Raw genomic sequence first — 12,277 nt, forward strand, 5'->3', positions numbered from 1 at the left:
ACACACCGCTTTCGCCAGCAAGCCGGCTCCTACGAATTTGGCGTCCACCACAAATCATACGAACGCCGTAAATCCCCTGTACGAGCGCGCTTGCCCGCGAAGGCGCCGTCACAGCCAGCACCCTGCTTGCCTGACACACCGCTTTCGCCAGCAAGCCGGCTCCTACGAATTTGGCGTCCACCACAAATTATACGAACGCCGTAAATCCCCTGTAGGAGCGCGCTTGCCCGCGAAGGCGCCGTTACAGCCAGCACCCTGCTTGCCTGACACACCGCTTTCGCCAGCAAGCCGGCTACTGCGAATTTGGCGTCCACCACAACTCATGCGAACGCCGTAAATCCCCTGTAGGAGCTACCTTCCGCCCACAAAAAAGCCCCGAACCAGTCGGGGCTTGGCTTGCAACACGCTCTTGCTCAGTAATACGCGTTTTCTTTCTGCGTGTGGTCAGTCACGTCGCGTACGCCGGTCAACTCGGGTATGCGTTCCAGCAGGGTGCGCTCGATGCCTTCCTTAAGCGTCACGTCGGCCTGGCCGCAGCCCTGGCAACCGCCACCGAATTGAAGAATCGCGACATTGGCGTCGTCTTCTTCCACCACTTCGATCAGGGTGACCTGCCCGCCATGGCTGGCCAGACCCGGATTGATCTCGGTTTGCAGATAGTAATTGATGCGCTCGTTGATCGGGCTGTCGGCATTGACCATCGGGACTTTGGCGTTTGGCGCCTTGATGGTCAGCTGGCCGCCCATGCGATCAGTGGCGTAGTCGACAACCGCGTCGTCCAGAAACGCTTCACTGAACGCGTCGATCCACGCGGTAAAGCTCTTCAGGCCGATGGCCGTGTCTTCAGGTTTTTCTTCACCCGGCTTGCAATAGGCAATGCAGGTTTCAGCGTATTGGGTGCCAGGCTGGGTAATAAACACGCGGATGCCGATGCCCGGGGTGTTCTGCTTTTCAAGCAGATCGGCCAGGTAATCGTGGGCGGCATCAGTAATCGTAATAGCGGTCATGAAAATTCCTCGCAGACGTGGGGCGCAGTTTACGCCAATCAACTGCGCCTGACAAAGCCCTAGTGTTTTAGTCGGGTAAAGGCCCTGACACCAGCCGCATCGATCAGGACAACGCTGCGTCCCGGTTCGCCCGCCTCTCGTCGAGCCAGCCCTTCATGCGTCGATACAAGCCCTTCTCGATCCATTCATAGCTCAGCCATGCACCCAGCGCGATGACCGGCACACACACCGCGAAAACTCCATACGGGTTCAGACCATAGCGTTCGCTTGCCAGCCAGCCGGCATACAGCACCAGCACGTGAAGCAGGTACACCGAGTAGGAACAATCGCCCATGACTTTGAGCAGGCGGTAGTTGCGCAGATAGGGTTCGAGAGAAATACATGCCACAACGATTACCGCGCTCGGCAGCCCCCAGTTAATGATGCGCGGCGCCGGTTGCAGGTTATCAATGACGAACAACGCAGCGCCGATCGCCAGCAATGGCAGCCACAGCCGCTCGCCGATCCATCCGCGGCGGTAGACGATGCCCACGAAGATGCCGAGCAGGAACTCATACACGATGTCATTGGCGTAGAACCGGCTGACCAGTCCTGAGCGGCCCAACACATCGGTGATGGCGAACAGCGCCGCGCCAAGAATCAGTGGTCGCAGTCGTTGCTGAAACAGGAAGACCAGCGAGAACAGCACGTAGAAGAGCATTTCATAGTTAAGCGTCCACCCGACATTGAGGGTGGGATAGAGGCCATAACCGCCCGGATTTTCCGACGGAATAAACAGCAGCGACAGGATGAAGCTTTGCCAGTCGACCACCTGGTGCGGCAGCAATGGTTGGGCCACCACAACCAGCAGGCCCATCACCAGCGTGTAAAGCCAATAGGCCGGAACGATGCGGATGACGCGGTTGAGCATGAATCGACCGGCCGGAATGTCCCGGTCGACCGTTGACAGGTAGATGACCAGACCGCTGATGACGAAAAAGATGTCGACGCCCACGGCGCCTTTCTCAGTGAAAAAGCGGCCGACAGGCCCACTCGGATGGAAGTCGAAAAAAATCTGCATGAAGTGGTGACACACAACGGCCCATGCGGCGAGTGCCCGCAGGGCTTGAACCGAAATCAACATCTGCAACCTCTTGCTTCGTCTGGATTGACCTTCGGCCGGGCACTCAAGCAGGGCTGGCTCGAAGAGCGACTCATCACGTCCGACTTCGAAAGTTGCAAAAAGGTTCGGCAGCACTGACGGGCTGCATAATGGCTGCGCGCCATGTTTTATAAGGGTTTTTAGCGTTTCGATCAGCCTCTGCGGCGGTGTGGGGCACGCTGGTTTCTCCCGAATACGTAGGAGCCGGCTTGCTGGCGAAAAAGGCCGGGCAGGTTGCGTGAAGGGTGGCTGGAACGGGGGTTCGCCAGCAAGCCGGCTCCTACGGGACGTGGGACGGCGGCTAGTGCGTTGATCGGCAAACGGCAATGGGCAATTAGCAGTTGGCAGTTGGCAGTTGGCAGTTGCCGGCTGGGAGTCGACCAGCAACATGAGCAGAATTCATGTAAATCTCGAAGTGATTTAAATCCGTACAGGTTTGCTATTATTTCGCACTTTTCAGCGCCACTTATTTTCGTACTTCTTCATCCGGGTAACGTCCATGTCAGATCGCAACGCGCGTCTTCAAGCACTTCAGCAGGCTCTTCAACAGCGGATCCTGATTCTCGACGGCGGCATGGGCACGATGATCCAGAGCTATCGGCTGGAGGAAGAAGATTACCGTGGCAAGCGCTTCGCCGACTGGCCCAGCGACGTCAAGGGCAACAACGACCTGCTGATCCTGACCCGACCGGACGTCATCGGTGCGATCGAGAAGGAATACCTGGACGCCGGCGCCGACATCCTCGAAACCAACACCTTCAACGCCACCCAAGTGTCCCAGGCCGACTACGGCATGGAAGCGCTGGTGTACGAACTGAACGTCGAAGGCGCGCGACTAGCGCGTCAGGTGGCCGATGCCAAGACCCTGGAAACCCCCGACAAGCCGCGTTTTGTCGCCGGCGTGCTCGGTCCGACCAGCCGCACCTGCTCGCTGTCGCCGGACGTCAACAACCCTGGCTACCGCAACGTCACGTTCGATGAACTGGTGGAGAACTACACCGAAGCCACCAAGGGCCTGATCGAAGGCGGTGCGGACATGATCCTCATCGAAACCATTTTCGACACCCTCAACGCGAAAGCGGCGATCTTTGCCGTTCAGGGCGTTTTCGACGAGCTGGGCTTCGAGCTGCCGATCATGATTTCCGGCACCATCACCGACGCTTCGGGCCGCACCCTGTCGGGCCAGACCACCGAAGCATTCTGGAACTCGGTGCGCCACGCCAAGCCGATTTCCGTGGGCCTCAACTGCGCGCTGGGCGCCAGCGAACTGCGCCCCTATCTGGAAGAGCTGTCCAATAAAGCTGAAACCCATGTTTCCGCCCACCCTAACGCCGGCCTGCCAAACGAGTTCGGTGAATACGACGAAGCCCCGGCCGAGATGGCGAAGGTGGTGGAAGAGTTCGCTCAGAGCGGCTTTTTAAACATCGTGGGGGGTTGCTGCGGCACCACGCCGGCGCACATCAAGGCCATCGCCAACGCCGTTGCACCCTATGCGCCGCGCCCGATCCCGGACATTCCCAAGGCCTGCCGTTTGTCCGGCCTGGAGCCGTTCACCATTGATCGCAGCTCGCTGTTCGTCAACGTCGGCGAGCGCACCAACATTACCGGTTCCGCCCGCTTCGCCCGCCTGATCCGTGAAGACAATTACACCGAGGCCCTGGAAGTCGCCCTGCAGCAGGTCGAAGCCGGCGCCCAGGTGATCGACATCAACATGGACGAGGGCATGCTGGATTCGAAGAAGGCCATGGTGACCTTCCTCAACCTGATCGCCGGTGAGCCTGACATCTCCCGCGTGCCGATCATGATCGACTCCTCGAAGTGGGAAGTCATCGAAGCCGGCCTCAAGTGCATCCAGGGCAAGGGCATCGTCAACTCGATCAGCATGAAAGAAGGCGTCGAGCAGTTCATTCACCACGCCAGACTGTGCAAGCGCTATGGCGCAGCCGTGGTGGTCATGGCGTTCGACGAAGCCGGCCAGGCCGACACCGAAGCGCGCAAGAAGGAAATCTGCAAGCGCTCCTACGACATCCTGGTCAATGAAGTCGGCTTCCCGCCGGAAGACATCATCTTCGACCCGAACATCTTCGCCATCGCCACCGGCATCGAAGAGCACAACAACTACGCCGTCGACTTCATCAATGCCTGCGCCTACATCCGCGACGAGCTGCCGTATGCGCTGACCTCGGGCGGCGTGTCCAACGTGTCGTTCTCTTTCCGCGGCAACAACCCGGTGCGTGAGGCGATTCACTCGGTGTTCCTGCTGCACGCGATCCGCAACGGCCTGACCATGGGCATCGTCAACGCGGGCCAGTTGGAGATCTACGACCAGATACCGGCGGAACTGCGCGAAGCGGTAGAAGACGTGGTGCTCAACCGCAACCCGGACGGCACCGACGCGCTGCTGGCCATCGCCGACAAGTACAAGGGCGACGGCTCGGTCAAGGAAGCGGAAACCGAAGAATGGCGCGGCTGGGAGGTCAATGAGCGCCTCAAGCACGCACTGGTCAAGGGCATCACCACCCACATCGTCGAAGACACCGAACTGTCGCGCCAATCGTTCAAGCGTCCGATCGAAGTCATTGAAGGCCCGCTGATGGCGGGGATGAACGTGGTCGGCGACCTGTTCGGCTCGGGCAAGATGTTCCTGCCGCAAGTGGTTAAATCGGCCCGTGTGATGAAACAGGCCGTGGCGCATTTGATTCCGTTCATCGAAGCGGAAAAAGGCGACAAGCCGGAAGCCAAGGGCAAGATCCTCATGGCCACGGTCAAGGGCGACGTCCACGACATCGGCAAGAACATCGTTGGCGTGGTGCTGGGCTGCAACGGCTACGACATCGTTGACTTGGGCGTGATGGTGCCGGCAGAGAAGATTCTGCAAGTCGCCCGCGAGCAAAAGTGCGACATCATCGGGCTGTCCGGCTTGATCACGCCGTCGCTGGACGAAATGGTTCACGTGGCCCGCGAGATGCAACGTCAGGATTTTCACTTGCCGTTGATGATCGGTGGCGCCACCACGTCCAAGGCCCACACCGCGGTGAAGATCGAGCCCAAGTACAGCAATGACGCGGTGATCTACGTCACCGATGCGTCCCGCGCCGTGGGGGTGGCCACGCAGTTGCTGTCCAGGGAACTGAAAGCCGGTTTCATCGAAAAGACCCGCGCCGAGTACGTCGAGGTACGCGAGCGCACCTCGGCCCGCAGCGCCCGCACCGAGCGCTTGAGCTACGGCGCGGCCATCGCAAAAAAACCGCAGTTCGACTGGACCACTTACGCGCCGGTGAAGCCGACGTTTACTGGCGTAAAAGTGCTGGAAGACATCGACCTCAACGTGCTGGTGGATTACATCGACTGGACGCCGTTCTTTATTTCCTGGGACCTGGCCGGCAAATACCCGCGCATCCTCACCGATGAAGTCGTGGGCGAAGCCGCCACTTCACTGTTCAAGGACGCGCAGGAGATGCTGCACAAGCTGATCGACGAGAAACTGATCCGCAGCCGCGCGGTATTCGGCTTCTGGCCCGCCAACCAGGTCGATCACGACGACATTCAGCTGTTCGACGACAACGGCGCGCCGTTGGCCAAACTGCATCACCTGCGTCAGCAGATCATCAAGACCGACGGCAAGCCGAACTTCTCACTGGCCGACTTCGTTGCGCCTGCGGGCAGCGGCGTGACCGATTACGTGGGTGGCTTCATCACCACCGCAGGCATTGGCGCCGAGGAAGTCTCGAAGGCGTATCAGGACAAGGGCGACGATTACAACGCCATCATGGTCAAGGCCCTCGCCGACCGGCTGGCCGAAGCCTGTGCCGAATGGCTGCACCAGCAGGTGCGCAAGGAGTACTGGGGCTACGCCCACGATGAGCAATTGGGCAACGACGAGCTGATCAAGGAGCAATACACCGGCATCCGCCCTGCCCCAGGCTATCCGGCCTGCCCGGACCACACCGAAAAAGGTGTGCTGTTCGACCTGCTGGATCCGACCCAGGGCGAAGGCAAGCCCGGCGTCAGCGGCGTGTTCCTCACCGAGCATTACGCAATGTTCCCGGCGGCGGCCGTCAGCGGCTGGTATTTCGCCCATCCGCAGGCGCAGTACTTCGCCGTCGGTAAAGTCGACAAGGATCAGGTCGAAAGCTACACCGCGCGCAAACAGCAAGACCTGCGCGTGACCGAACGCTGGCTGGCGCCAAATCTGGGGTATGACGAGTAAGGCCGAACGCCGGTCGTTTGGCTGGGGTTGAACAATGAGCCAATACACATCCCTTAAGAGCGCGCTTGCCCGCGAATAACCGATACAGACGACAAAAAATGTGTCGGATGTACTGGCCAGTTCGCGGGCAAGCGCGCTCCTACAAATGCTCGGACAGACGGTTCATCCATCAAGCCCCGCGCCGCCCTTGCCGGCGATTCATTCTGCGGGTACTCATGCCGCACATTCGCCTGAGTCGCGATTCGCCTGGTTCGCGTTGCTGCGACGGCATCGGCTGGATGCCGCAAAACGTCGGTTGAAACGAGGTCCCTGTAGGAGCGCGCTTGCCCGCGAAAAATCGTCCAGGCGATGAAAACGTGTCGGATGTACTCCCCCTTCGCGGGCAAGCGCGCTCCTACAAATGGTCGGACAGACGGTTCATCCATCAAGCCCGGCGCCGCGCTTGCTGGCGATTCATTCTGCGGGTACCCATGGCGCTCATTCGCCTGATTCGCCTGGTTCGCGTTGCTGCGACGGCATCGGCTGGGTGCCGCAAAACGTCGGTTGAATCGAGGTCTCTGTAGGAGCGCGCTTGCCCGCGAAAAATTGTCCAGGCGATGAAAACGTGTCGGATGTACTCCCCCTTCGCGGGCAAGCGCGCTCCTACAGGTGCTCCTGAACCCGGTCAATTCGCAGACATCACGCAATGCTCGAACAACCGCTCATCCGGCGCCAACGCGCAATGCGCGGCGACTTTCGCAGCTACGGTGAACCTGTAAAAACGGCTACTGGTGAGTCATCCAGAACGCCGCGGCACCGACCACCAGCACCACGATAAATATGATGGCCCAGGCATCGACATGGCTTTCTGACTTCGTGACTTTGGGGTGATTTCGCATTGCATCGCCTTTTATCTGTCTTGTGGGAGATCGCAAAAAATGTGCGCGGCCGTGGCGACTGTCGCTGGCCATGTGGAGAGTTAAGTTCAGCCATGCCCTTATCACAAGTGAGGTTATGGCCAGCCGACGTGCTGCTTAGTGCTTTTGGTTCTGTGCATATACCCAAACTTCACTTTTGCGCATATCCGCAAACTGATAACCTCCCCCGGCTCCGCAAGGGGTGCGCGGCCGTGCGCGCAGATTTGCTCGGTAGCCTGAAAGCAGACGACAACGCATCGCCTTTCGCGCTTGCCCAGCAGCAGTGAACCGCCTGAGAACAGGACCACCATGTACGTATACGACGAGTACGATCAGCGGATCGTCGAGGACCGCGTCAAGCAGTTCCGCGACCAGACCCGCCGCTATCTGGCCGGCGAGCTCAGCGAAGAAGAGTTCCGCCCGCTTCGCCTGCAAAACGGCCTCTACATCCAACGCTTCGCCCCGATGTTGCGCGTGGCTGTGCCCTACGGCCAGCTCACCTCGCGTCAGGCCCGCATGCTGGCCAAGATTGCCCGCGACTACGACAAAGGCTACGCACACATCAGCACCCGCCAGAACGTGCAGTTCAACTGGCCGGCGCTTGAAGACATTCCCGACATTCTCGCCGAGCTGGCCACCGTGCAGATGCACGCCATCCAGACCAGCGGCAACTGCCTGCGCAACGTCACCACGGACCAGTTCGCCGGCGTGGCCGCCGATGAGCTGGTAGACCCGCGCCCCTGGTGTGAAATCGTCCGCCAGTGGACGACATTCCACCCTGAATTCGCCTACCTGCCGCGCAAATTCAAAATCGCGATCAACGGCTCGACCTCCGACCGCGCCGCGATCGAGGTCCATGACATCGGTCTGGAGCCGGTGAAGAATGCCGCCGGCGAGCTGGGCTTCCGCGTGCTGGTCGGTGGTGGTCTCGGGCGTACGCCGGTGGTCGGTGCGTTCATCAACGAGTTTCTGCCGTGGCAGGACCTGTTGAGCTACCTCGACGCCATCCTGCGGGTCTACAACCGCTACGGCCGTCGTGACAACAAGTACAAGGCGCGCATCAAGATTCTGGTCAAGGCGCTGACGCCTGAAGTCTTCGCCGAGAAGGTCGAGGCCGAAATGGCCCACCTGCGCGGCGGCCAGACGACGTTGACCGAAGCCGAAGTGCATCGCGTCGCCAAGCACTTCGTCGATCCGGACTACAAGGCCCTGACCGATTACAGCGCCGAGCTCGCTCAGCTGGATCAGCAACACCCCGGTTTCGCCCGCTGGCGTTCGCGTAACGTCCTGGCGCACAAAAAGCCGGGCTACGCGGCAGTGACCCTTTCGCTGAAACCCACCGGCGTCGCGCCCGGTGACCTGACCGACAAGCAGCTGGACGGCATCGCCGACCTGGCCGACCGCTATAGCTTCGGGCAGCTGCGCACCTCCCATGAACAGAACGTGATTCTCGCCGACGTCGAGCAGAGCCAACTGTTCACGATGTGGGGCGAGTTGCGCGAGCAAGGCTTTGCAACGCCGAACATCGGTTTGCTGACGGACATCATCTGCTGCCCCGGCGGCGACTTCTGCTCGTTGGCCAATGCCAAGTCGATTCCGATTGCCGAGTCGATCCAGCGTCGGTTTGATGACCTGGATTACCTCTTCGACATTGGTGAGCTGGACCTGAATATTTCCGGCTGCATGAACGCCTGTGGCCACCACCATGTTGGCCATATCGGCATTCTGGGCGTGGACAAGAAAGGCGAAGAGTTCTATCAGGTGTCGCTGGGCGGCAGCGCCAGTCGCGACGCCAGCCTGGGCAAAATCCTGGGTCCGTCCTTCGCACAGGACGCCATGCCGGACGTTATCGAGAAGCTGATCAACGTTTATGTCGAGAAACGCAACGAAGACGAGCGCTTCATCGACACCTATCAGCGCATCGGCATCGACCCTTTCAAGGAGCGCGTCTATGCAGCGAATCATTAAGAACAACGAGGTCATCGACGAAACCTGGCACTTGCTGCCCAAGGACACGACCTTTGACAGCCTCTCCAACTGCGACGACCTGATCGTGCCGCTGAGCCTGTGGCGCGAGCACGCCCATGCGCTCAAGGCCCGCGACGGCGGCTTGGGTGTATGGCTGGACAGCGACGAAGAGGCCGAGGAGATTGGTGACGACGCCAGTCAGTTCCAGGTCATCGCCTTGAACTTCCCGGCGTTCACCGACGGGCGCAGCTATTCAAACGCGCGCTTGTTGCGTGATCGCTACGGCTACAAGGGCGAGCTACGCGCTATCGGTGACGTGTTGCGCGATCAGCTGTTCTACCTGCGCCGCTGTGGCTTCGACGCCTTTGCCATTCGCCCTGACAAAGACCCGTACGAAGCACTGGAAGGCCTGAAGGACTTCTCCGTGACCTATCAGGCGGCGACCGACGAGCCGCTGCCGCTGTTTCGACGTCGCTGAGGTATCGCAGAGGTATCGCTAAGTTATCGTTGAGGTATCGCTGAACAGATAACAAAAAGCCCCGGCTTCCTGCGAAGTCGGGGCTTTTTTGATGCTGTCTGGTCAAACATATTCGCGCTCGGGCCGCGTGGCTATGAAGCTGTAAGCCTTGGCACTCCCGCGTCCGTAGGAGCCGGCTTGCTGGCGAATGCGATGGATCGTGCGGTACGAAGGTGAATCAAAAATCGGTTCGCCAGCAAGCCGGCTCCTACAGATCGGGTTCCGCCAGCGACTTCTGGTCTGTAGCCAGACAGCTACAGATCGGGTTCCGCCAGCGACTTCCGATCTGCAGCCAGACAGCCACAGATCGGGCTCCGCCAGCGACTTCTGGTCTGTAGCCAGACAGCCACAGATCGGGTTCCGCCAGCGACTTCCGATCTGCAGCCAGACAGCCACAGATCGGGCTCCGCCAGCGACTTCCGATCAGCAGCCAGACAGCCACAGATCGGGTTCCGCCAGCGACTTCTGGTCTGTAGCCAGACAGCCACAGATCGGGTTCCGCCAGACACTTCTAATCTACGGACAGGCAGCCTGGCTGCCCGGCAATCACCAGAATCGCTGTTGCGTCAGCTTTGCCCACCAGCCCGTCACCAGCCGGTCCACCGAGGCGGTTGCCGCGAGACCGACGCGCTGCTGCAGGCTTCGGCGCTCGGCGTAATGCAGGTGGAACACGTCGGACGTTTTGGCTTTTTCAGACAGGTATTCATCGCTGGTCTTGAGTTCATCCACCAGCTGCTTGTCCTTGGCGGCCAGGCCCAGCCAGACTTCGCCAGTGGCGACTTCGTCGATTTGCAACTGCGGGCGATAACTGGCAACGAAGTTCTTGAACAGCTCATGGGTGATGTCCAAGTCTTCCTGGAACTTCTCGCGGCCCTTCTCGGTGTTTTCGCCAAACACCGTGAGCGTGCGCTTGTACTCGCCGGCGGTCAGCACCTCAAAGTCTATGTCGTGCTTTTTCAACAGGCGGTTGACGTTGGGCAGCTGAGCAACCACGCCGATAGACCCCAGCACCGCGAACGGCGCACTGATGATGCGATTACCGATGCACGCCATCATGTAGCCGCCGCTGGCCGCAACCTTGTCGATACAGATGGTCAGCGGGATGCCCGCCTGACGAATCCGCGCCAATTGCGATGACGCCAGGCCGTAGCTGTGCACCATGCCGCCGCCGCTTTCCAGACGCAGGACAACTTCATCCTTGGGTGTCGCCAGGGTCAGGAGCGCGGTGATCTCGTTGCGCATGTTTTCAGTGGCGGACGCCTTGATGTCACCGTCGAAGTCCAGCACGTACACTCGCTGCCTGGTTTCGGTGGATTTCTTGTCTTTCTTCAGATCCTTGGCCTGAGCCTTGCGCAGCGCCTTAAGGCGGGCCTTGTCCAGCAGCGAGCCTTCGAGACGGTCGCGCAGACCTTTGTAGAAGTCGTTGAGCTTGGTCACATGCAGTTGACCGCCCGCACTGCGACGGCCGCGGCCGCGCATCGAGGCAATCATCACCAGCACTACAATGATGGCAATCACGATGGTGACGGTCTTTGCCAGGAAGCTGGCGTAATCGAAAATGAACTCCACAAAAACTCCTTACCGGTACAGCAGATCCTCGGCAGAGGATCGCGAATGGGGCTCAGCATACCGGCGCGTCGGGCGCCGGGCCAGTGACACGATCAGCGCCCCTCTCAGAACCGAAAAGTCCGGATCGGAGGGGTGAGCGCGAATTCAAACAAGCGTATGTTTTTTTATTGACAGACCCCGCGCGCTGCTCATAACCTCGCAGCACTTTCAACGTGCCAGGATGACGCAGTCGTGGGCAGCATCTATCTGATACGACATGGTCAGGCCTCGTTTGGTGCAGACGATTACGACGTTCTGTCGCCCACCGGTTTTCGCCAGTCGGAGATTCTCGGCGCGCACCTTGCGCAACTCGGTCTGACCTTCGACCGGTGCATCAGCGGCGCGCTCTTTCGCCAGCGCCACACGGCGGAGACGGTCATTGCCCAACTCAACGCAGCCGGCCTTGCCACGCCCGAGCTTGAAACCGACATCGCCTTCAACGAGTTCAACGCCGAGGGCGTGATCCGCGCGCTGCTCCCCGCGATGCTCGAAGATGAGCCCCAGGCGCTGGATATCATGCGTGACGCCGGGAATAACCGCGCCGAATTTCAGCGCCTGTTTGCGGCGATCATCGCCCGCTGGCTGGGCGGCGGACACGATGCCGCCGCGCTGCAAAGCTGGGAGTCCTTTGTCGAAGAGGTGCAAGCAGGCCTGAGCAGCATTCTCGACAGCGCCGGTCCTGATGACCGGATTGCTGTGTTCACCTCGGGCGGCACCATCACCGCCCTGCTCCACCTGATCACCAGAATGCCCGCCACCCAGGCCTTCGAGCTCAACTGGCACATCGTCAACACCTCGCTCAATCAACTGAAGTTTCGAGGCCGCGAGGTGTCGCTGGCTTCCTTCAACAGTTACGCACACTTGCAACTGATGAAGGCGCCGGAGCTCATCACCTACCGCTGAGCCCGGCCAATCGCACCCGCAAAGTGC

7 protein-coding genes are annotated in these 12,277 nt (G+C 60.1%); 4 read left to right on the plus strand and 3 right to left on the minus strand.

Annotated elements, in window-relative coordinates; genetic code table 11:
* Window positions 1-413: 413 nt before the first annotated feature.
* Together nfuA and QRN48_RS06540 are read right to left on the minus strand one after the other, a co-directional pair.
* On the minus strand, window positions 414-1,007 hold the full coding sequence (gene nfuA, locus QRN48_RS06535) for a Fe-S biogenesis protein NfuA (protein WP_037010533.1): 594 nt from the start codon (window positions 1,005-1,007) through the stop codon (window positions 414-416).
* A gap of 103 nt (window positions 1,008-1,110) precedes the next feature.
* Window positions 1,111-2,130 (minus strand): acyltransferase family protein, encoded by a 1,020-nt coding sequence (locus QRN48_RS06540; protein WP_191943420.1) that lies wholly within the window; start codon window positions 2,128-2,130, stop codon window positions 1,111-1,113.
* A 517-nt stretch (window positions 2,131-2,647) separates the two neighbouring features.
* On the opposite strand from QRN48_RS06540, the gene metH reads away from it, so the two are divergent.
* From metH to QRN48_RS06555, 3 genes are all read left to right on the plus strand, one after another.
* Window positions 2,648-6,358 (plus strand): methionine synthase, encoded by a 3,711-nt coding sequence (gene metH / locus QRN48_RS06545; protein WP_285349570.1) that lies wholly within the window; start codon window positions 2,648-2,650, stop codon window positions 6,356-6,358.
* A gap of 1,205 nt (window positions 6,359-7,563) precedes the next feature.
* Window positions 7,564-9,222 (plus strand): nitrite/sulfite reductase, encoded by a 1,659-nt coding sequence (locus QRN48_RS06550; protein ID WP_191943422.1) that lies wholly within the window; start codon window positions 7,564-7,566, stop codon window positions 9,220-9,222.
* Window positions 9,206-9,700, plus strand: coding sequence for a DUF934 domain-containing protein (locus QRN48_RS06555; protein WP_037010549.1), 495 nt, complete (start codon window positions 9,206-9,208; stop codon window positions 9,698-9,700). Before QRN48_RS06550 ends, QRN48_RS06555 begins: the two co-directional genes overlap by 17 nt.
* Window positions 9,701-10,285: 585 nt before the next feature.
* Here the strand turns inward: QRN48_RS06555 and sohB are convergent.
* A complete protein-coding gene (sohB, locus tag QRN48_RS06560) occupies window positions 10,286-11,308 on the minus strand; it encodes a protease SohB (RefSeq protein ID WP_191943424.1) in 1,023 nt (340 codons plus the stop codon).
* A gap of 231 nt (window positions 11,309-11,539) precedes the next feature.
* Here sohB and QRN48_RS06565 point away from each other — a divergent pair, with 231 nt between their 5' ends.
* Window positions 11,540-12,250: a histidine phosphatase family protein gene (locus QRN48_RS06565; RefSeq protein WP_285349572.1), complete on the plus strand. Its 711-nt coding sequence runs from the start codon at window positions 11,540-11,542 to the stop codon at window positions 12,248-12,250.
* The last annotated feature ends 27 nt before the right edge of the window (window positions 12,251-12,277 follow it).

The sequence above is a fragment of the Pseudomonas sp. ME-P-057 genome, from assembly GCF_030208975.1.
Taxonomy (GTDB): Bacteria; Pseudomonadota; Gammaproteobacteria; order Pseudomonadales; family Pseudomonadaceae; genus Aquipseudomonas; species Aquipseudomonas lutea.

Bases quoted from the DNA above. Each gene is read 5' to 3' on its own strand.
- nfuA (WP_037010533.1), bottom strand. From the start codon at position 1,007: ATGACCGCTATTACGATTACTGATGCCGCCCACGATTACCTGGCCGAT.
- QRN48_RS06540 (WP_191943420.1), bottom strand. From the start codon at position 2,130: ATGTTGATTTCGGTTCAAGCCCTGCGGGCACTCGCCGCATGGGCCGTT.
- metH (WP_285349570.1), top strand. From the start codon at position 2,648: ATGTCAGATCGCAACGCGCGTCTTCAAGCACTTCAGCAGGCTCTTCAA.
- QRN48_RS06550 (WP_191943422.1), top strand. From the start codon at position 7,564: ATGTACGTATACGACGAGTACGATCAGCGGATCGTCGAGGACCGCGTC.
- QRN48_RS06555 (WP_037010549.1), top strand. From the start codon at position 9,206: ATGCAGCGAATCATTAAGAACAACGAGGTCATCGACGAAACCTGGCAC.